Source organism: Micromonospora citrea (assembly GCF_049629545.1).
Taxonomy (GTDB): Bacteria; Actinomycetota; Actinomycetes; order Mycobacteriales; family Micromonosporaceae; genus Micromonospora; species Micromonospora citrea_A.
Genome location: NZ_JBNADX010000027.1, coordinates 71,644 through 92,232 on the forward strand (window position 1 = coordinate 71,644; position 20,589 = coordinate 92,232).

General features: G+C 74.7%; 16 protein-coding genes. 10 read left to right on the top strand and 6 right to left on the bottom strand.

Annotated features, from left to right (window positions below; genetic code table 11):
* Nucleotide 1 precedes the first annotated feature (1 nt).
* The 6 genes from ACPFP2_RS24655 to ACPFP2_RS24680 all read left to right on the top strand — a co-directional run bounded on the left by ACPFP2_RS24655 (nt 2) and on the right by ACPFP2_RS24680 (nt 10,294).
* Nucleotides 2–547, top strand: a complete 546-nt coding sequence (locus ACPFP2_RS24655; protein WP_424091840.1) for a TIGR00730 family Rossman fold protein — start codon at nt 2–4, stop codon at nt 545–547.
* Nucleotides 548–704: 157 nt separating this feature from the next.
* Entirely contained in the window at nt 705–4,364 is a 3,660-nt protein-coding gene (locus ACPFP2_RS24660; protein ID WP_424091842.1) for an ATP-dependent helicase, read from the top strand.
* A 124-nt stretch (nt 4,365–4,488) separates the two neighbouring features.
* Entirely contained in the window at nt 4,489–7,923 is a 3,435-nt protein-coding gene (locus ACPFP2_RS24665; protein WP_424091844.1) for an ATP-dependent helicase, read from the top strand.
* 203 nt (nt 7,924–8,126) lie between these two features.
* Complete coding sequence (cspE, locus tag ACPFP2_RS24670; RefSeq protein ID WP_007464836.1) at nt 8,127–8,330, top strand: transcription antiterminator/RNA stability regulator CspE; 204 nt, start codon at nt 8,127–8,129, stop codon at nt 8,328–8,330.
* A 218-nt stretch (nt 8,331–8,548) separates the two neighbouring features.
* Nucleotides 8,549–9,850: a DEAD/DEAH box helicase gene (locus ACPFP2_RS24675; protein WP_424091847.1), complete on the top strand. Its 1,302-nt coding sequence runs from the start codon at nt 8,549–8,551 to the stop codon at nt 9,848–9,850.
* Between the two features lie 243 nt (nt 9,851–10,093).
* On the top strand, nt 10,094–10,294 hold the full coding sequence (locus tag ACPFP2_RS24680; protein ID WP_424091849.1) for a hypothetical protein: 201 nt from the start codon (nt 10,094–10,096) through the stop codon (nt 10,292–10,294).
* A gap of 147 nt (nt 10,295–10,441) precedes the next feature.
* Here ACPFP2_RS24680 and ACPFP2_RS24685 read toward each other — a convergent pair whose 3' ends face one another.
* The 3 genes from ACPFP2_RS24685 to ACPFP2_RS24695 are packed head-to-tail and all read right to left on the bottom strand — an operon-like array spanning nt 10,442 to nt 13,141.
* The gene (locus ACPFP2_RS24685; RefSeq protein ID WP_424091850.1) at nt 10,442–11,317 is read right to left on the bottom strand and encodes an ABC transporter permease; all 876 of its coding nucleotides are present in this window, start codon (nt 11,315–11,317) and stop codon (nt 10,442–10,444) included.
* Nucleotides 11,307–12,086, bottom strand: a complete 780-nt coding sequence (locus ACPFP2_RS24690) for an ABC transporter ATP-binding protein (RefSeq protein ID WP_424091852.1) — start codon at nt 12,084–12,086, stop codon at nt 11,307–11,309. Before ACPFP2_RS24690 ends, ACPFP2_RS24685 begins: the two co-directional genes overlap by 11 nt.
* Nucleotides 12,083–13,141 (bottom strand): ABC transporter substrate-binding protein, encoded by a 1,059-nt coding sequence (locus tag ACPFP2_RS24695; protein ID WP_424091854.1) that lies wholly within the window; start codon nt 13,139–13,141, stop codon nt 12,083–12,085. The genes ACPFP2_RS24690 and ACPFP2_RS24695 overlap by 4 nt, the downstream gene beginning before the upstream one ends.
* Before the next feature lie 284 nt (nt 13,142–13,425).
* Between ACPFP2_RS24695 and ACPFP2_RS24700 the strand changes: the two genes are divergently transcribed.
* Genes ACPFP2_RS24700 through nudC form a run of 3 tightly spaced genes read left to right on the top strand, consistent with a single transcriptional unit; the run spans nt 13,426 to nt 17,014 of the window.
* Nucleotides 13,426–14,736 carry a M16 family metallopeptidase gene (locus ACPFP2_RS24700; RefSeq protein ID WP_424091856.1) on the top strand — a complete coding sequence of 437 codons (1,311 nt, stop codon included), beginning with the start codon at nt 13,426–13,428 and terminating at the stop codon, nt 14,734–14,736.
* Nucleotides 14,733–16,070, top strand: coding sequence for a M16 family metallopeptidase (locus ACPFP2_RS24705; RefSeq protein WP_424091857.1), 1,338 nt, complete (start codon nt 14,733–14,735; stop codon nt 16,068–16,070). The genes ACPFP2_RS24700 and ACPFP2_RS24705 overlap by 4 nt, the downstream gene beginning before the upstream one ends.
* Nucleotides 16,067–17,014, top strand: a complete 948-nt coding sequence (nudC, locus tag ACPFP2_RS24710) for an NAD(+) diphosphatase (RefSeq protein WP_424091859.1) — start codon at nt 16,067–16,069, stop codon at nt 17,012–17,014. Before ACPFP2_RS24705 ends, nudC begins: the two co-directional genes overlap by 4 nt.
* 255 nt (nt 17,015–17,269) lie before the next feature.
* Here nudC and ACPFP2_RS24715 read toward each other — a convergent pair whose 3' ends face one another.
* From ACPFP2_RS24715 to ACPFP2_RS24725, 3 genes are all read right to left on the bottom strand, one after another.
* Nucleotides 17,270–17,545, bottom strand: coding sequence for a hypothetical protein (locus ACPFP2_RS24715; protein WP_091289996.1), 276 nt, complete (start codon nt 17,543–17,545; stop codon nt 17,270–17,272).
* Between the two features lie 217 nt (nt 17,546–17,762).
* Nucleotides 17,763–17,990, bottom strand: a complete 228-nt coding sequence (locus ACPFP2_RS24720; RefSeq protein ID WP_424091861.1) for a DUF397 domain-containing protein — start codon at nt 17,988–17,990, stop codon at nt 17,763–17,765.
* A gap of 77 nt (nt 17,991–18,067) precedes the next feature.
* Entirely contained in the window at nt 18,068–19,045 is a 978-nt protein-coding gene (locus ACPFP2_RS24725; RefSeq protein WP_424091863.1) for a helix-turn-helix domain-containing protein, read from the bottom strand.
* A 229-nt stretch (nt 19,046–19,274) separates the two neighbouring features.
* On the opposite strand from ACPFP2_RS24725, the gene ACPFP2_RS24730 reads away from it, so the two are divergent.
* Nucleotides 19,275–20,573 (top strand): MFS transporter, encoded by a 1,299-nt coding sequence (locus ACPFP2_RS24730; RefSeq protein WP_424091865.1) that lies wholly within the window; start codon nt 19,275–19,277, stop codon nt 20,571–20,573.
* The last annotated feature ends 16 nt before the right edge of the window (nt 20,574–20,589 follow it).

Genomic DNA, 20,589 nt, shown 5'->3' on the forward strand with positions numbered 1-20,589 from the left:
GGTGGCCGCGATCTGCGTGTTCTGCGCGTCCTCCCGTACCCTCGACCAGCGCTGGCTGGACCTCGCGGCCGAAACGGGCGCGCAGCTCGCCCGGCGCGGACACACGCTGGTCAGCGGTGGTGGTTGCGTCGGGATGATGGGCGCGCTGGCCGACGGCGCGCGGGCGGCCGGCGGCCGGACGATCGGGGTGATCCCGCAGTCCCTGGTCGACCTGGAGGTCGCCGACCTGGCCTCGGACGAGCTGCTGGTCACCGAGAGCATGGCCGACCGCAAGACCCTGATGATCGAGAAGTCGGACGCGTTCCTGACCCTGCCGGGCGGGCTCGGCACGCTGGACGAGCTCTTCGAGGTGTGGACCACCGCCACGCTGGCGCTGCACGCCAAGCCGATGGTGCTGGTCGACACCGACGGCTTCTACCGCCCGATGCTCGACTGGCTGGCCGCCCTGGCCGACCAGACCTTCCTCAAGCCGGCCGGCCTCGACCTGCTCGCGGTCGCCCGGTCGGTCCCCGAGGCCCTCGACACCATCGAGTCCCGGCTGACCTGACCGGACCCGGCGGGCAGTGCCGGGCGGGGAGCCGGGTGCGGAGCCACTTTCGTCGCGCGGCCGGCCGGACGTGCCGACCCGGGGCGTGGTCCCGTGCCCGCCCGAGCGGCGGGGTGGGGTGCGCCGGGGTGTCGTACCGGCGTGGTGGGATGTGGGGGTGCAGGGGTACCGGCTGGTGCGCCGACCTGCCGGACCGGTCCCGGGTGACGGGCGGTCCGCCGCGACGGTTCGGGGGGACCGTCGGCCGGGCGGGCCGACCGAGGGGCACGGTCGGGCCGGCGCGGGCGACGAGGGGGAGCCGCGGTCCGGGGGGTCGGCGGGCGATGCCGCGCACCCGGCGGGCCCTGCCGGCCAGCCGCCCGACCCTCCGGGACGGCTGACCGATCCGCTCCAGGCCGAGGTCGTCGCGCACACCGACGGGCCGATGCTGGTCGTCGGCGGTCCGGGCACCGGCAAGTCCCGCACCCTGGTCGAGGCGGTCGCCGCCCGGGTGGCCGAGGGCGTCGACCCCGAGCGCGTGCTGGTGCTCACCTTCGCCCGCCGGCAGGCCACCGACCTGCGGCAGCGCATCGAGGCGCGGATCGCCGCCGACGGGCACCGGGTGCTGCGCGAGCCGTTGGTGCGCACCTTCCCGGCGTACGCGTTCGGTCTGCTCCGCCGGGCCGCCGCCGAGCGCGGTGAGCCGTCGCCCCGGCTGCTCACCGGCCCCGAGCAGGATCTGATCATCCGCGAACTGCTCGACGTGGTCGGTGAGGAGCCCGGCGACGACCCGGTCGGCTGGCCGGAGGACCTGCGCCCCGCCCTGCGTACCCGGGCCTTCGCCGGCCAGCTCCGCGACCTGCTGATGCGCGCCGCCGAGCGCGGCGTCGGCCCGGTCGAGCTGGCCCGGCTGGGGGAGAAGCTGGGCCGCGCCGACTGGCCGGCCGCCGCGCGCTTCCTCCGGGAGTACGTCGCCGTCCTCGCGCTGCGCGACGTCAGCAACCGGGGCTCGGTCGCCTACGACCCGGCCGAGCTGGTCCGGGCCGCCACCGGCATGCTGCTCGACGACCCCGGGCTGCTGGACGCCGAGCGCCGCCGGCTGGCCCACGTCTACGTCGACGAGCTGGCCGACACCGACCCCGCCCAGCAGGAACTGCTCGCCGTCATCGCCGGCGGCGGCAAGTCCCTGGTCGCCTTCGCCGACCCCGACTCCTCCACGTACGCCTTCCGGGGCGCCGATCCGGCCGTGGTGAGCGGCTTTCCGCACCGCTTCCGGACCGCCTCCGGCGCACCGGCGGCGCAGGTCACGCTGACCACGTCGTACCGGGCCGGGGCGGTGCTGCTCGGGGCGGCCGGGCGGCTGGCCCGGCGGCTGCGCGGCCCGTCGGCGCACCGGCGGCTGCGCCCGCTGCCCGACGCCCCGCCCGGCGCCGTCGAGGTACGCACCTTCCGCTCCGCCACCAGCGAGGCGGCCTGGTTGGCGCACGCGCTGCGCTCCGCGCACCTGCTCGACGGCGTGCCCTGGTCGCGGATGGCGGTGCTGGTCCGCTCCACCCACCTGCACCTGCCCTCGCTGCGTCGCGCCCTGCACACCGCCGGAGTGCCGACCGTGGTGCACGGCGAGGACCTGCCGCTGCACCTGCAACCGGCGGTCGCCCCGCTGCTGCTCCTGCTGCGCTGCGCGCTGGAGCCCGAGCGGCTGGACGAGGAGGCGGCGGTCGCCCTGCTGCACTCCCCGCTGGGCGGGGCCGACCCGCTGGCCGAGCGGCGGCTGCGCCAGGGGCTGCGCGCCCTCGCGCTGGCCGGGGGCGACCGCCGCCCCTCCGGCGAGCTGATCGTCGAGGCGCTGCGCGACCCGGCCGAACTGGCCGGCATCGACCGGCGCTGGGTCGAGCCCGCCCGTACGGTGGCCGAGCTGCTCGCCACCGCGCGCCGGGCGGCGGCGACCCCGGGCGCCACCGCCGAGGACGTGCTCTGGGCCGTGTGGCAGGCCAGCGGGTTGGCCGAACGCTGGGCCGGCGCGATCAACCGGGGCCGGGCCGCCACCGGCGAACACGAGACCGCGCAGCGCTGGCGGGCCGAGGCCGCCGACCGCGACCTGGACGCCGTGCTGGTGCTCTTCGACGCGGCGGCCCGGTTCACCGACCGGCTCCCCGGCGCACGGACCGAGGTCTTCCTCGACCACGTGCTCGGCCAGGATCTGCCCGCCGACACCCTGGCCGCCAGCGCCGACCGCGGCGAGGCGGTCCGGCTGCTCACCGCGCACGCGGCGAAGGGCCTGGAGTGGGACCTGGTCGCGGTGGCCGGGGTGCAGGAGGGCGTCTGGCCCGACCTGCGGTTGCGGGGCAGCCTGCTCGGCTCCGAGCGCCTGGTCGACGTGCTCGCCGGCCGGGCCGACGGCGCGGGCGTCCGGGCCAGCCTGGTCGGCCAGACCTCCGCCCTGCTCGACGAGGAGCGGCGGCTGTTCCACGTCGCGGTGACCCGGGCCCGGCGGCGGCTGCTGGTCACCGCCGTCGCCTCGGCGGCGGTCGGCGGCGACGACCACGAGGAGCAGCCCAGCCGCTTCCTGCACGAGCTGGGTGTGGGCGAACCGCCGGCCGGCGGCGGCGCCGGCGCCCCGACGTCACCCCGCCCCGGCCCCGCCCCGACCGGTCCCGCACCCGCCAGCAACCCGGCGGCCCCACCCGGCCCCGCCCCGACCCCCGCGTCATCGAGTGACGCGGCACGGCCCGACGAAAGATCTTGGTACGAACAGGCCCCCGGAGGGGCCGTTTCCTACCGAGATCCGGCGGATCCGGTGGACGACGAGCGGCCCCGGGAGCTGCCCGTCGGGCGACCGCCCCGGGCGCTCACCCTGTCGGCGCTGGTGGCGGAGCTGCGTACCGCCGTCACCGACCCGGCGGCCCCGGTCACCCGGCGGCGCGCGGCGGCGGCCGAGCTGGCCCGCCTCGCCGCCGCCGGCATTCCCGGGGCGCACCCCGACGACTGGTGGGGGTTGCGTGGCCTCTCCGACGACCGGCCGCTGGTCGACGAGGGCGAGCCGGTCCGGGTCACCCCGTCGGCGATGGAGAGCGCACTGCGGTGCAGCCTGCGCTGGCTGCTGGAACGGCACGGCGGCAGCGGCCCGGCCAGCGCCGCGCAGGGCGTCGGCAACCTGGTGCACGCCGCCGCGATGCTCGCCGAGGACGCCAGCGCCGACCGTACCGCCCTGCTGGAGTACGTGGCCGCCCGGTTCGACGCGATCGAGCTGGCCGCCCGCTGGATGGTCGGCCCGGAGCGGGAACGCGCCGAGGCCATGGTGGACAAGCTCCTGCGCTGGCTGGCGGGCAACCCGCGCCGGCTGCTCGCCATCGAGCACGAGTTCGCGGTGCGGCTCGACGACCCGAGCCGCCCGGTCGAGCTGACCGGCCGGGTGGACCGGTTGGAGGTGGACGACGAGGGCCGGCTCGTGGTCATCGACCTGAAGACCGGCAAGTCCACCGCGGTCACCGAACGGGAGGTGGCCGAGCACCCGCAGCTCGGGGCGTACCAGGCGGCGGTCGAGGCGGGCGCGTTCAGCGAGTTCGGCGCCGAGACCGGTGGCGCGGCGCTGGTGCAGCTCGGCACCGGGGCGAAGGACGCGAAGGAACAGACCCAGGCCGCCGCCGGGCAGGGCCCCGAGGCCGGCTGGGCCACCGCCCTGGTCCGGCGCACCGCCGATACGATGGCCGCCGCCACCTTCGCCGCGGTCGCCAACTCGAAGTGCCGGGTCTGCCCGGTGCGGACCAGCTGCCCGGTCTCCGGCCAGGGCCGCCAGGTCGTCGAGCCACCGACCGTCCGTCCCCCGGAGCTGCCGTGAGCGTGAGCACCGAGCCCGGCGCCGCTGTCGCCGACGGCCGCCGCACCGCGGGCACCGGGCGGCAGCGCGGCACGGGCACCGGTGGGCGGCAGCGCGTCGCGCGGCCGTCGACGGAGACGGCACGATGACCCAGCCCGCCCTCTTCGGCACCACCGCCCCGGTGCCCCGCACGCCCGACTCCGGGCCCCGCTACACCCCGGTCGAGCTGGCGAAGCTGCTGCGGCTGCCGGCGCCGACCCGGGAGCAGGCGGCGATCATCTCCGCCCCGGTGGAGCCGCTGCTGGTGGTGGCGGGCGCGGGCTCGGGCAAGACCGAGACGATGGCCGCCCGGGTGGTCTGGCTGGTCGCCAACTCGTACGTCCGTCCGGAGCAGATCCTCGGCCTCACCTTCACCCGCAAGGCGGCCGGCGAGCTGGCGCACCGGGTGCGTACCCGGCTCGACCAGCTCGTGCGGCGGTTGGGCCGGCGCGGGCGCGACCCGCTGGACGACCCGTTCGCCGGTGAGCCCACCGTCTCCACCTACCACTCCTACGCGGGCCGGATCGTCACCGAGCACGGGCTGCGCGCCGGGTACGAGCCGACCACCCGGCTGCTCACCGAGGCGTCCCGCTGGCAGCTGGTCGACCTGCTGGTGCGCAACTACGACGGCGACATGACCGAGGTCGACCGGATGCCCAGCACCATCACCGACGCCGTGCTGGCGCTCGCCGGGGAGCTGGACGAGCACCTGGTCGACCCGGACGACCTGGCCGCCTGGACCGGTCGGTTCTTCGCCGACGTGCAGTCCCGCCCCGGCCGGGTCTACGCCGACGTGCGCAGGGCGTTGCAGCTCCAGCGGACCCGGCTCAAGCTGCTGCCGCTGGTCCGCGCGTACGGCCGGCGCAAGGACGACTTCGAGGCGATGGACTTCGCCGACCAGCTCGCCCGGGCCGCGCGGGTGGCCCGCGAGCATCCCGGCGTCGGTGTCATCGAGCGGGAGCGGTTCCGGGTGGTGCTGCTCGACGAGTACCAGGACACCAGCCACGCCCAGGTGGTGCTCCTCAACGCGCTCTTCGGCGGCGGCCACCCGGTCACCGCGGTCGGCGACCCCTGCCAGTCCATCTACGGCTGGCGCGGGGCCAGCGCCGGCACCCTGGAGCGCTTCCCCACCGAGTTCGCCCGCGCCGACGGCACCCCGGCCGAGGTGCTCAGCCTCACCACGAGCTGGCGCAACCGGCCGGAGATCCTCGGCGTGGCCAACGCGCTCTCCGTCCCGCTGCGCGCCGCCGGCGCCCGGGTGCCGGAGCTGCACGCGGCGATGAGCGTCAAGGAGCCGATCCCGCACCGCAGCCCGCGCGGCCACGCCGCCGGCACCGTGCACTGCGCGCTGCTGCACACGTACGCCGACGAGGCCGACTGGATCGCCGACAGCGTGCTGGCCGCCTGGCGGGGCGCGGCCGGGATGCCCGACGCGCTGCCCGAGCACATCCCGGTGCCGCGTCGCCCCACCACCGCGGTGCTGGTCCGGCTGCGCAGCCAGATCCCGGCGATCGAGGCGGCGCTGCGCGCCCGGGGGCTGCCGGTCGAGGTGGTCGGCCTGGGTGGCCTGCTCGACACCCCCGAGGTCCGCGACGTGGTCTGCACCCTGCGGGTGCTGGCCGACCCGACCGACGGCGCGGCGCTGCTGCGGCTGCTCACCGGCGCGCGCTGGCGGATCGGGCCGCGGGACCTGGTCGCCCTGCACCGGCGGGCCCGGGCCATCGCGCGGGCGCGGCGGGAGCTGACCGGCGACGACGGGCCGGAGATCGTGGTGGACGTGCTGGACGAGGCGACCCTGGTCGAGGCCCTGGCCGACCTGGGGCCGGCGCAGGCGTACTCGGCGGAGGGCTACGCGCGGCTGCGGTCGTACGCGATGGAGCTGGCGCTGCTGCGCTACCGGCTGGACCAGACGCTGCCGGAGCTGATCGCGGACATCGAACGGACCATCGGCCTGGACGTGGAGGTGGCCGTGCGGGCCGGCCGGGACGGCGCCGGCGACGCCGGCCTGGCCCGGGGCCACCTGGACGCCCTCGGCGACGTCGCGGGCCGGTTCAGCGGGGAGACCCCGGGGGCGACCCTCGCCGGTTTCCTGGCCTACCTCGCCGCCGCCGAGGACGAGGAGCGTGGCCTGGCCCCCGGCGAGGTGGAGGTGGTGGAGGGCGCGGTGCAGGTGCTCACCGCGCACGCCGCCAAGGGTCTGGAATGGGACGTGGTGTCGGTCGCCGGGCTGACCCGGGGCGTCTGGCCGGGGCCGGTGCGCAACTCCGACCACTGGCTGGGCGGGCTCGGGGTGCTGCCGTTCCCGCTGCGCGGTGACGCCGACGGGCTGCCGGAGCTGGGCCTGGCCGACGTCGAGGACCAGCGCGGGGTGGCCCGGGCGCTGGCGGACTTCACCGACGCCTGGCGGGCGCACGACGAGCGGGAGGAACGCCGGCTGACGTACGTGGCGGTGACCCGCCCCCGCCGGCTGCTGCTCTGTTCCGGGTACTGGTGGGGGGAGGGGACCAAGCGGTTCCGTGGCCCGTCGGTCTTCCTGCGCGAGGTGCACGACGCCTGCCTGGACGGCGCGGACGGGCACCTGGTCGACGAGTGGACGCCGGAGCCGGCCGGCGACGCCACCAACCCGACCGCGGAGACGGTGCTGCGGGCCGAGTGGCCGGCCGACCCGCTCGGCCCGCGCCGGCCCGCGCTGGCGGAGGCCGCCGCGCTGGTGCGCCGCTTCCTCGCCGACCCCGACGCGGCCCGCCGCGAGTTCCCCACCGACCGCGCGCCCGCCCCGGCCGGGACCGACCCGACCGGCGCCGTCGACCCGGCGGCCGACGACCCGGAGGTGGCGCGCTGGCGGCAGGAGGCGGACCTGCTCCTCGCCGAGCGGGCCGAACTGCTGCGGCAGGCCGAGGCGGTCGAGGTGGCGCTGCCCGGGCACCTCTCGGTCACCCAGCTCGTGGCGCTGTGCCGCGACCCGGAGGCGCTGGCCCGTACGCTGCGCCGGCCGATGCCCGCCGCGCCCAACCCGTACGCCCGTCGGGGCACCGCCTTCCACACCTGGCTGGAGCAGCGCTTCGGCGCGGACCGGCTGCTCGACGTGGACGAGCTGCCCGGTGCGGCCGACGCGGACGCCGCCGGGGACGAGGCGCTGGCCGAGTTGCAGGAGCGCTTCCTGTCCAGCGAGTGGGCCGACCGGGCGCCGGTCGAGGTGGAGGTGCCGTTCGCCACGGTGATCGCCGGTGTGGTGGTCCGGGGCCGGATGGACGCCGTCTTCGCCCGCCCCGGCGGCCGGTACGACGTGGTCGACTGGAAGACCGGCCGGCAGCCCACCGGGCGGGAGGCCGAGGTGGCGGCGGTGCAGCTGGCCGTGTACCGGCTGGCCTGGGCGGAGCTGGCCGGGGTGCCGGTCGAGCGGGTCGGGGCCGCCTTCCACTACGTGCGCGACGGCGTCACCGTGCGTCCGGCCGACCTGCTCGACGCCGAGGGGCTCACCGCGCTGGTCGCCGGAGTGCCGGAAATCCGGGTGGGGGGTGGCACGGGCCGGAATCCGTGATACGTTGTTCTCGTTGCAGTTTTGGTTTCCAGAGACTCTGTGTGCGCCTGGCGGATTGTGGCCCCAGGCGCTCTTTGTTGTGTCCGGAGTTCTCCGGGCGGGGCGACCAGCAGCGACAGGCATTCCGCGCAATCGCGCGCGGTGTGCTCCCTTCGGTCCGCAACAGGTGCGGGTCCGAACGTTCCGTCAAGGAGACGAAACAAATGGCTATTGGCACCGTCAAGTGGTTCAACGCTGACAAGGGCTTCGGCTTCATCACCCCGGACGGCGGCGGCGCGGACGTCTTCGCCCACTTCTCGGCGATCCAGTCCTCCGGCTACCGCAGCCTGGACGAGAACCAGCGGGTCGAGTTCGAGGTGACCCAGGGCCAGAAGGGCCCGCAGGCGGAGAACATCCGCCCGCTCTGATCCTCGGATCGACCGGTAACACCCATCGCGCCCCCCGGGCGTGGTGACGGGCCGGTCCGCCGCGCCGCCCACCCGCTCCGGCGGGGCGGCGCGCTGCGGCGGACCCGCCCGTACCCCTTCGGTTCGTGCTTGTGAGTCGCGGCGCACTTTCGCCTGCGACAGCGCCGCATTCCCGGCGCCCTCCCTCGACACGTGCCGCGTCGAGGAAGGCATTGCGCATGACCATGACCATTCCCACCTTCGCCGCCACCGGCCTCGCGCCCGCGCTCGTCGCCGAACTGGCCGCGCAGGGCATCACCGAGCCGTTCCCGATCCAGGCGGCTTCCCTGCCGGACTCGCTCGCCGGCCGTGACCTGCTCGGCCGGGGCCGTACCGGCTCCGGCAAGACCCTCGCCTTCGGGCTGCCCGTGCTGCACCGCACCGCCGGCCGTCGGGCCCGCCCCGGCCGCCCGCTGGCGCTGGTGCTGGTGCCGACCCGCGAGCTGGCCCAGCAGGTCACCACCGCGCTCACCCCGTACGCCCGGGTCCTCGGGCTGCGCTGCGCCACCGTCGTCGGCGGCCTGTCGCTGCAACGACAGGCCGACGCGCTGCGCGCCGGCGCGGAGGTGCTGGTGGCCACCCCGGGCCGGCTGCACGACCTGATCAACCGGGGCGACGCCCGCCTCGACCAGGTGACCGTCACCGTGCTCGACGAGGCCGACCAGATGGCCGACATGGGCTTCCTGCCGCAGGTCACCAAGCTGCTGGAGCAGGTCGCCCCGAACGGCCAGCGGATGCTCTTCTCCGCCACCCTCGACGGTGGCGTGGACAAACTGGTCCGTCGCTTCCTCACCGACCCGGTCTCGCACTCGGTCGACCCGGGCACCGCCACGGTGACCGCGATGACCCACCACGTGCTGCACCTCGACGCGGCGGACAAGCCCGACGCGCTCGCCCGGATCGCCGCCCGCGAGGGTCGCACCATCCTGTTCATGGCGACCAAGCACCGCGCCGACCGGGTCGCCCGCCAGTTGCTCGCCAGGGGGGTACGCGCCGCGGCCCTGCACGGTGGCAAGTCGCAGCCGCAGCGCACCCGGATCCTGGAGCAGTTCCGCACCGGTCAGGTGACCGCTCTGGTCGCCACCGACGTGGCGGCCCGGGGCATCCACGTGGACGGGCTCGACCTGGTGGTCAACGTCGACCCGCCGACCGAGGCGAAGGACTACCTGCACCGGGGCGGTCGTACCGCCCGGGCGGGGGAGTCGGGCGCCGTGGTCACGCTGGTCCTGCCCGAGCAGCGCCGGGACGTCTCCCGGCTGATGAGCGTGGCCGGCATCAAGCCGCACACCGCCCAGGTACGCCCCGGCGACGAGGCCCTGACCCGGGTGACCGGTGCTCGGGAGCCGTCCGGGGTGCCGGTGACCATCGCCGTGCCGCAGCCGGCCCCGGTCGCCCGTCCGCGTACCGCCGGTGGCGAGGGTGGCCGGGCCCACCGCACCTCCGGCCGCTCGCGTCGGCCGCGCCGCCCCCGCAGCGCCTGACCCCGCCTCCCGGTACGGTCCCGGCCGTGGCCGAACTCGGCCCGGCCGGCCCGTCGGGGCGCCGGTCGACGCCGGTGCGGGACGCGGGGCGAGCAGGCCGCTGCGCAGGGTGATCATGTCGCCGACCGAGTCGGCAAACAGGCGTAAGTGCGTCCGATCGGCGACTGTTACCGGGTGCACGGCTGGCCGAAGCTTGTCCCCGGGGGGAAGAGCCGGCCGGGGGGCCGGCTCGGGAAGGGTGACATGGCGGTCGACGCCGAATCGGGGGCGGTGCGTGAGCTGATGGTGGTGCTCGCGGTGGCGGGCGCCGGACTGCTGCTCGCCATGGTCGCGGCGTTCGCACCCTGGCACCCGAGGCCGGGTCGGCCGGCCCCGGCCGGTCTGGTCGAGCTGCACAGCCCGGGCGGTGCGAACGCGCCGGCCGCCGAGCTGACGTCCGGCTGACCGCGCCGGGTCGGCCGGCGGGGGAATGTGGGGTGGACCAGCAGGTCGGCCAGGCCCCGGACGGTGGTCAGCGAGCCGGCGACCGCGGAGGCGGCGACGGCGAGCATCGGGCGGGGCGTGTAGTCGGCGCGGGCGGAGGCGTACACGTCACCGACCGGCCTGGTCCAGGACGCCCCAGCGGCGCCGGATCGCCGTGTCGGCCGCGCCGAAGGCGGCGTCGACCACCAGACCGATCACCAGGATCACGATCATGGTGGAGAGCAGCCAGGGTGCGTCCGCCAGTTCCCGGGCGTAGGTGAGCTGTGCTCCCAGCGAGGTCTGCGAGATGCCGACCACCAGCAGTTCACCGGCCATCAGGCTGCGCCAGGAGAAGGCCCAGCCCTGCTTGAGCCCGGCGACGATCGCCGGCAGCGCGGCGGGTGCGATGACGTACCGGTAGAGGTTCGGCCCCCGGGCGCCGAGGTTGCGTCCGGCGCGCAGCAGCAACGGCGGCACGTAGTCGACTCCGGCGATCACGCCGTTGGCGATGGAAGGGGCGGCGCCGAGCACGACCACGAAGAAGATGGCCTGCTCGCTGAGTTCGAAGAGCAGGATCGCCAGTGGGAACCAGGCGATCGACGGCATGGTCTGCAACGCCGTGATCATCGAGCCGATCGCCGCGCGCAGCACCGTGGAGCGGGCGACCGCCAGGCCGACCAGCAGGCCCACGGCGACCGAGAAGACGTACCCGACGGCGGCCCGGCGCAGGGTGATCGCGATGCCCTCCCACAGTTGGGCGCTGCCGGCCTGCCGGAGCAGTTCCCCGCCGACCGCCAGGGGACCCGGCAGCGACCAGGGCGGCTTCCACCCACTGGCGACCACCAGCTGCCAGATCGCCACGGCCAGCGCCAGCGCGGCGAGCTTCGGCCAGGTGGCGGCCCACAGGCGGGCGCCCCGGGAGACGTCCTGCTCGCGGCCGGCGATCTCCAGCGCGTCCAGCCCGGAGATCTCCGCGTCGGCACGGGTGCGGCTGTCAGCGGCCATGGCGGCCCACCTCCCTGCGGAGCCGGTCGGTGACCTCGGCCGCGACGGCGGCGACCTCGGGGGAGTCGATGCGCCGGGGCCGGGGCACGGGCACCGGAGTGGACCAGATGATCCGGCCGGGCCGGCTGCTGAGCAGGATGATCCGGTCGGCGAGCCGAGCGGCCTCGCGGACGTTGTGGGTGACGAAGAGCACGGTGAGGTTCCGTTCGGCCCAGATCCGTTCCAGCTCGTCGTGGAGGACGTCCCGGGTCATCGCGTCCAACGCGCCGAACGGCTCGTCCATCAGCAGCACCGGGGTGTCCAGGGCGAGCGTGCGGGCCAGCGCGACCCGCTGGCGCATGCCGCCGGAGAGTTCGTGCGGGCGCCTGCGCCCGAAGTCCGCCAGGTGGACGGTGCGCAGCAGTTCGGCCACCCGTTGCCGGCGGGCGGCGCGGGGCAGACCGCGTAGCTTCAGCGGCACCTCCACGTTGGCCTCGACGGTCAGCCAGGGGAAGAGTGCCGGCTCCTGGAACATCAGGCCGGGCCGGGCGTCGTCGGCCACCGAGATCGTCCCGCCCTGGGCTCGGTCCAGCCCGGCCACCAGGTTGAGCAGGGTGCTCTTGCCGCAGCCTGAGGCGCCGACCAGGCAGACGAACTCGCCGCGGCGGACGTCGAGGCTGACCCCGTCCAGGGCGAGGACGGCGTTCGCCCCTCTGCCGTACACCTTGGTCACGCCGGAGAGCGCGACCGCGGTGGTCGCGCTCCCCGGCGCCGTCGTGGTCGTCGTCACGGCTGGACGACCTCGGTCCTGCCCTGCGCCTTGAGCACCTCGTTGAGGTACGTCAGGTCGTAGAGACCGTCGAGGCTGACCGGCTGGGTCAGCTCCACCGCGACGGCGTGGTCCAGACCGGTCCTCAGCGAGGAGGCGATGGGGTCGTTGGTGAACTCCAGGGTCGGCCAGGCCTGCTTGATCAGCTTCACGTCCAGCGGCTTGCCGGTGATCTTGCCGATGTGCCGGGAGACGGCCTGGTGCGACTCGTCCGGCCGGCTGTTGACGAACTCGTTCGCGGCGACCTGCCCCTCGACCAGCTTCTTCACCACGTCGGGGTGGGCCTTGAGGAACTTCGTGGACACGATCAGGTTGGTGATCACGAACTTCCGGTCCGGCCAGAGGTCGCGTTCGTCGACGAGCACCTTGCCGCCGGCGTTGACCAACCGGGAGACGAAGGGCTCGGGCACCCAGGCTCCGTCGATCGCGCCGCTGCCGAAGGTCTCCACCGTCTGGGCGTTCTCCTGCGGGACGACGGTGACGTCGGCGCCACCCTCCTTGGTGGTCGTCAGGCCCTTCTCCTTGAGCCAGTGACGCAGCGCCACGTCCTGGGTGTTGCCGAGCTGCGGGGTGGCGAGCTTCCTGCCGCGCAGTTGTTCCACCGAGGTGATCTCCGGCTTGACCACCAGGGCCACGCCGCCGGACGCCGCACCGGACACCACCCGGACCGCCTCGCCCTTGGACTTGGAGAAGGCGTTCACCGTCGGGTTGGGACCGATGTACGTCGCGTCGAGCGCGCCGGAGAAGATCGCCTCGATGGCGGCCGGGCCGGCGTTGAAGGTCTTGGTCTCCAGTTCGACGTCGGTGCCGAGCTTCTCGGTGAAGATGCCCTGCTCGACGCCGACCACGGCCGGGGCGTGGGTGATGTTGGGGAAGTAGCCGAGCCGGAGGGTGACCGGGCCGGAGCCGCCGGAGGCGCTGTCGTCGCCGCACGCCGCCGTCGTTCCCGCCGTCGCCACGCCGATGACGGCGAGGGTCGCGAGGGAGACCAACCGACGGAAGGGGAGCCGTCTCATCATCCATCCAATCCGCAGTATTCCTACTTAGTAGGTAGGAAGGGTGGGGCAGTTGCTGGCCGGCGTCAACACCGATCCACGATCCGGGACGCATCGCTGCGGAAATATCGGCAATTCCCACCTGATCGATGGGGTTCGCGGTCGCCGTTCGGCCCACCGGGGCCTCGTCCGGGCCGGACCCGGCACCACGGCGGGCGGGTCGACGCCTGGAGTCGGCGGGACCGCCGGGCACCGCTGCGTCAGGTGTCGGGTGCGGGGGGTGCGGACACGCTAGGGTCGATCACGTGCCGACGCGGAGAGCGAAGATTCCAGCGACGAAATACCCCGTCGAGCGGTTCCGCCTCGACAACGGCCTACGGGTGGTCCTCACCCCGGACCGCAGCGCCCCGGTGATCGGGGTCGCGGTCGTCTACGACGTCGGCATCCGGTCCGAACCGGAGGGGCGCACCGGCTTCGCCCACCTCTTCGAGCACCTGATGTTCCAGGGCTCGGAGAACCTGGAGAAGCTGGCCCACTTCCGGCACGTGCAGGGCGCCGGCGGCACCTTCAACGGCTCCACCCACCTGGACTACACCGACTACTACGAGACGCTGCCGAGCAACGCCCTGGAACGGGCGCTGTTCCTGGAGGCGGACCGGATGCGCGGCCCCCGGCTGACCGAGGAGAACCTGCGCAACCAGGTCGACGTGGTCAAGGAGGAGATCCGGGTCAACGTGCTCAACCGGCCGTACGGCGGGTTCCCCTGGCTGACCCTGCCACCGGTCATGTTCGACACCTTCCCCAACGCGCACGACGGGTACGGCTCCTTCGACGACCTGGAGTCGGCCACCGTCGCCGACGCCGCCGACTTCTTCCGCCGCTACTACGCCAGCGGCAACGCGGTGCTGGCGGTCAGCGGGGACATCGACGTGGCAGAGGCGACCGCGCTGATCGAGCGGCACTTCGGCGACGTGCCGCCCCGCCCCGCCCCGCAGCGCCCCGACTTCACCGAGCCGGACCTGACCGTCGAGCGGCGGCACGCGTACACCGACCAGTTGGCCCCGCTGCCGGCGGTGGCCGGGGCCTGGCGGGTGCCCGACCCGATCGACGACTTCGCCGGCTACCTGCCGTACGTGGTGCTGGCCGAGGTGCTCACCGACGGCGACGCGTCCCGGCTGGTCGAGCGGCTGGTCCAGCGGGACCGGACGGTGACCGGCATCGGCGGGTACCTGGGCTTCATGGGTGACCCCTTCGACGTACGGGACCCGACCGCGCTGCTGCTCCAGGCGCACCTGCCGCCCGGCGGCGACGTGGACAAGGTGCTGCGGACCTTCGACGAGGAACTGGACCGGCTCGCCACCGACGGGCTGACCGACGGCGAACTGGCGCGGACCCAGGCCAGGATGGCCACCCACCTGCTGCGGGACACCGACGCGGTGCTCGGCCGGGCGCTGCGGATGGCGGTGCTGGAGCAGCAGCGCGGCGAGCCGGGCCTGCTCAACGAGCTGCCCCGGCTGGTCGGCGAGGTCACCGAGGACCAGGTGCGGGCCGCCGCCGCCACCCTGCGGCCGGAGCGCCGCGCCGCAGTCGAGGTCATCCCCGGAGGCGCCCGATGACCACCACGCTTCCCGCCGAGGCCCGTGCGCTGCCGCCGCTCGGCCCGACCCGCAAGCTCAAGCTGCCGAAGCAGGCCGAGCGCCGGCTGGCCAACGGGCTCACCGTGATCGCGGTACGCCGTCCCGCCGTCCCCCTGGTCGAGTTGCGGCTCTGGATGCCGTTCGGCCGCACCCACCTGGCCCGTGGGGCGATGCTCTCGCAGACCATCCTCTCCGGCACGCAGACCCACACCGCCACCCAGATCGCCGCCGAACTGCAGAAGGTCGGCGGCGGGCTGTCGGCCGGCATCGACCCGGACCGGCTCATGCTCTCCGGGGCGGGCCTGGTCACCGGCCTGGACCGGATGCTGGAGATCCTCGCCGACGTGCTGACCGGCGCCACCTACCCGGCCGAGTGGGTCGACACCGAGCGGGACCGGCTGGTCGACCGGATCCAGGTGGCCCAGAGCCAGCCCGCACACCTGGCCCGTACCGCGTTGCTCAAGCGGATCTACGGCCGGCACCCGTACGCGGTGCAGACGCCGGAGCCCGACCAGGTGCGCGCGGTGCGCCCGACCGTCCTGCGCAAGCTGCACGCCGACCAGGTGCACCCGGCCGAGGCGGTGCTGGTGCTGGTCGGCGACGTGCAGCCGGAGCGCGCGCTGGACGCCGCCGAGAAGGCCCTGGCCGGCTGGAACGGCGACGGTAGGGCCGTCGAGCTGCCGCCCGCACCGCCGCTGGAACCGGGCCCGCTGCTGCTGGTCGACCGGCCCGGTTCGGTGCAGTCCTCGCTGCGCGTGGCGCTGCCGGCGGTGCCCCGCACCCACCCCGACCACGCTCCGCTGCAACTGGCCAACCTGCTCTTCGGCGGCTACTTCTCGTCCCGCTGGACGGAGAACATCCGCGAGGACAAGGGCTACACGTACGGTCCGCACTCCACCGTCGAGCACTCGGTCGCCGGGTCGGTGCTGGTGGCCGCCGCGGAGGTGGCGACCGAGGTGACCGGTCCGGCACTGCTGGAGACCGTGTACGAGCTGGGCCGGCTGGCCACCATCGCGCCGAAGCCGGACGAGTTGGAGCAGGCCCGGCAGTACGCCCTCGGCACGCTCCAGCTCGGCATGTCCACCCAGGCCGGGCTCGCCTCGCTGACCAGCGCGTACGCGGGCAACGGGCTGCGCCTGGACTTCCTCGCCGAGCACGCCGCCCGACTGGCGAAGGCGACCGTGGACGACGTCGCCGAGGTGGCCGCCCGGTACCTGGCGCCGGCACACGCGGTCACCGTGGTGCTGGGCGACGCCGACCGGATCGAGGGGCAGTTGGCGGTGTTGACCCCGGTCCGGCGGGAGTCGGCGTGAGCGGCGAGCCGGCCCCACCGCTGGCCCGCTCCACCCTCGACCGGGCCGCGCACCGGCGTACCGACCGGGAGTGGCTGGCGCAGGCGTGGCAGCGGTCCCGGGTGCTCGTGCTCGACTCGACCCACGAGGGCCGGGCGCTGGTGCGTACCGACGCCAACCCGCCGACGCTGGTGCTGCGGGATCCGGCCGAGCTGGGGCCGACCGGAAAGGCGGTGCCGCTCTTCCTCGGGGTGGAGCCGGACGGTGTGCCGGTCTTCGCGGTGGACGCGCCGCTGCCGGAGCTGCCGGCGACCCGGGCGGTGAGCCTGCGGGAGGTCGGCCACCTGCTCAGCGACCGGGACGCGGGTGTGTTCACCACCGCACTGGCCCTGGTCAACTGGCACCTCGGGCACGGCTGGTCGCCCCGGACGGGGCACCGCACGGAGGTGGACGAGGGCGGCTGGTCCCGGGTGGACGCGCAGGGCCAGCGGGCCTGGCCGCGGACCGACCCGGCGATGATCGTGCTGGTGCACGACGGGGTGGACGGCCCGGACGGGCGTTGCCTGCTGGGCAACAACGTCGCCTGGCCGCGTACGCCGGGCGAGCGGCGCTACTCCTGCCTGGCCGGTTACGTCGAGCCGGGTGAGTCGGCGGAGGCCGCCGTGCTGCGCGAGGTCCGCGAGGAGGTCGGGGTCGCGGTCGAGAGGATCGGGTACGCGGGCAGCCAGGCGTGGCCGTTCCCCGGCTCGCTGATGCTGGGCTTCCTGGCCGAGGCGGATCCCGCCGCGCCGGTCCGGGTCGACCCGGCCGAGATCGCGTACGCCCGGTGGTTCACCCGCCGGGAGATCGGCGCGGCGCTGGCCGGGCGGGCGGTGGACGTCGGCGGCGGTGACCGCATGATCCTGCCGCCGCCCTCGTCGATCGCGCTCTTCCTCGTGCACCGCTGGCTCGACGGCCACTGCTGACCACCCGGCCCCGTCCCGCCCCGCCCCGGCCCCGTCCCGCGCGCGAATTGCGGCGAGTCGCGGTCCCCGGGGCGACCCGACAGCGCGACACGCCGCAAACGGTGGTGGGACGGAGGGCGGAGGCCGGACGCGGTCCCGGCCCGTGACCGCCGTTGCCGCGACGGTCACGGGCCGGGACACGGGCCGTCGTGGCGGATGGGGCGAAGGAACACGGCGGGGGAGCCGGTCCGACCACGACGGACGTCGGTGCGCAGGTCAGCTGCCGGTGGCCTCCCAGCACTCCTGGCGGGTGGGGGCGGGCTCGTCGAGCGGCAGCACCTTGACCCGCTGCCGTCCGGAGCGGACCGCGCCGACCGTGGCGAGCGCCCGCGCCAGCAGCAGGGCGGCCTCCCGGTCCTCGGCGTGCACGATCTGGCGGCGGGGTTCGGGTGCGGTCGTCTCGTCGCGGAGCACGCCGCCGCCGGCCCAGGCGGCGGCGATGTCGGTGTCGGCGGCGGTGCGGATGTCGGTTCGAACGATCAGGAAACGCATGGCTGTCTCCGGGTGGACCGCGACGGACGGGTACCCAGTGGAACTTCCACGTCACTGAAACGTCATGTTACGCCTGTCGGCGATCCCAGCAAGTGAAACGCGACTATCGGTCCGGCGCGTCGTCCGATCATCCGATGCCTGGTCAGGGCGGTTGTGGGCACGCGGACGACGAGGGGCCGCCGGCGTCACGCCGACGGCCCCTCACCCGATCACCGGATCAGTTCAGATCGAACTGTCCGTTCTTCGCGCCGCTGATGAAGCCGAGCCAGCCGGCCCGGTTGAACAGCAGCACCGGCCCGCTCGGGTCCTTGCTGTCCCGCAGCGCGACGACCGCCGCGCCCAGCGGGGCGACCTCGACGCAGTTCGAGGTCTGGCTCCGGGTGCTCTTGCGCCAGGGTGCGTCGGCGAGCTGCCGGGCGACGACGGTGTTGCGGATCTCGTTCATGGTTCTGCTCCTGATCCTGGACTGCTCCGATGGGGACGAGTGGCGCCCGCCCGACCCCGCCGGAGGTCCGGTGTGGATCACCGCTCCGTCAGGCGCCCGGTAGGTCGGCGGCGCTGGGCCGGCGCTGCTGCCGCCCCGTGGGCCGCCGTGGACGGGGCTGCCGTGTCGGTCAGCCGTCCCGTCGCCTCGAAGAGCCAGGAGAGGGTGTCCGATGCGGAGAGCGCCGCCGAGCATAGCCACTCGAAGGCCACTTTATAGCGATTTACAGTATTTGCCTCATGCGACATGACGTCGATGAAGCCACCTTCGATCGCCAGCGTCTCCGGGTCCTGCGGGTCGGCGAAGCGGTAGAGCGAGAAGGCGGTCGGCGGCAGGTAGAACTCGCCGATCACCGTCGTCCGTTGCAGCAGGTGCAGGGTGACGTTGGGCAGCATCGCCAGCTCGCAGAGCTTGGCGAGCTGCTCCCGGCGTACCTCGGCCGGACCGGCCCGCTCACCCAGCGCCGCCTCCTCCAGCACGGCCGTGTAGCGGGGACCGTCGGAGCGGTCCAGCAGCGACTGCCGAGCCAGCCGGGCGCGTACCTCGGTCTCCGGGTCCTCGCCGGCCTCCGGATCGCCGGCCGTGGCGGCGGCCAGGTCGGCCGAGACGATCCGCAGCCGGGCGTAGCCCGCCGTCTGGAGCAGCCCCGGCACCAGCACCGGGTTGTACTCGCGGATCTCCGCGCAGCCGGCCTCGATCTCCGCCCAGCCGAGCTGCTGCTGGGTCATCACCGGGTACGACTTGCGCCAGCCGCGCACGTCGCCGGCCTCGTGGGCGATGGTGATCAGCTCCGCGCGCTGGTCCTGGTCCGCCCCGTAGAGCTCCAGCAGGACGGCCACGTCGTCCGGGTCGGGCCGGCTGCGCCCGTTCTCCAGTCGGGACAGCTTGGACGCCGACGCCCAGCCGATCCGATCGATCACCTGGTCGCCGGTGAGTCCCGCCGCCTCGCGCAGGCGGCGCAGTTCGGTGCCGAGCCTGCGTCGGCGCAGGATCGGGCTCGGTACGGCAGGAGGCACGGGTGTCCTCGATTCCGTAGACCGCCGCGGACGCGACGGTAACTGTATGAAATTCGCCCCCCACGGTCAGTATGGACGCGCGACCGCCGTCGGGGGCCCCCGACGAGGGCGTGTCACGAGACAAAAAGAGGACTGTGGAAAGTGCAGCGGCCCGGACGACGATGACCGGACCGGCCACACCTCCTCCAGACCGCGCCCACCGGGCGCCACCCCCGCGGAGGGAACCCCCATGCGCACCGTCCTGCGCCGTCCCGACTTCCGACTGCTCTTCGGCGCGCTGCTGGCCAGCATGGCCGCCGAGTCCATCCTGCTGCTCGCGCTCGCCATCTGGGTCAAGGACCTGACCGGCTCGGACGGCCTGGCCGGCGCGACCATCTTCGCGATCATCGCGCCGATGACGCTGGCGCCGCTGGTCGGCTGGGTCGTCGACCGGTACCGCCGCCGCCCCTTCTTCGTGGCCGCGAACCTCGGCACCGCCATGCTGCTCACCCCGCTCTTCGCCGTCCGGGACCGGGCCGACGTGTGGATCATCTACGTGGTGGCCGGCCTGTACGGGCTGTCGTACCTGACGCTCAGCGCGACCCTCAGCGGCCTGATCCGGCAACTGGTGCCCAGCGAACTGCTCGCCGAGGCGAACGGGGCGTTGCAGACCGTCCGGCAGGGGCTGCGGTTGGGCGGCCCGCTCGCCGGCGCGGCCCTGTACGCGGCGGTCGGCGGCTGGCTGCTGGCCACGCTGGCGATGGTCGGGTTCGTCAGCGCCGCCGCCGTGGTGGGGCTGCTGCGCACGCACGAGGTCGAGCCGGCCGCGGCCACCCTCCGCTGGCCGGCCGAGCTGGGCGTGGGGCTGCGCCACCTGGCGGGCGAGCCCGCGCTGCGCCGGGCCCTGCTCGGCTACGGGCTGGGCTCGCTGGTGATGGGCTTCAGCGAGTCGCTGATCTTCGCGTACGTCGATCAGGGGCTGGGCCGCGACGCCGCGTTCGTGGGGGTGCTGGTCACCGTGCAGGGGATCGGCGGTCTGGTCGGCGGCCTGCTCTCACCGGCCGTGGTACGCCGGGTCGGCGAGGTGGGGGCGCTCGCCGCCGGGGTGACCTTCTTCGGCCCCGCCGCGCTGGCGCTGGCCTGGCCGGACCTGCGGCTGGGGGTGCTCGCGCTGCTGCTGGCCGGGGTGTCGCTGCCGCTGACCATGGTCGGGCTGAGCACGCTCGTGCAGCGGCGTACCCCGCCGGGGCTGCTGGGTCGGGTGACCGCGGCTGCGGAGGCGCTGGTCAGCGGCCCGCAGGCGCTCTCGATCGGGGCCGGCGCGCTGCTCGTCGGCGCGTTCGACTACCGGCTGCTCTTCGTCGTCGTCGGGGTGATCACCACCGCCGCCGGGGCCTGGCTCTGGCGCGGCCGCCGTCTCTCCCCGCCCGCCCCACTGCCACCCACCCCACCCCCCGCGCCCCCCCTGCTCCCGTCCCCCCGCCGCTCACCGGAGTCGCTCGTCGATCATGAAGTTATTGCCGCGACACGCCGGGAGAGCTGGCAATAACTTCATGATCGACGGG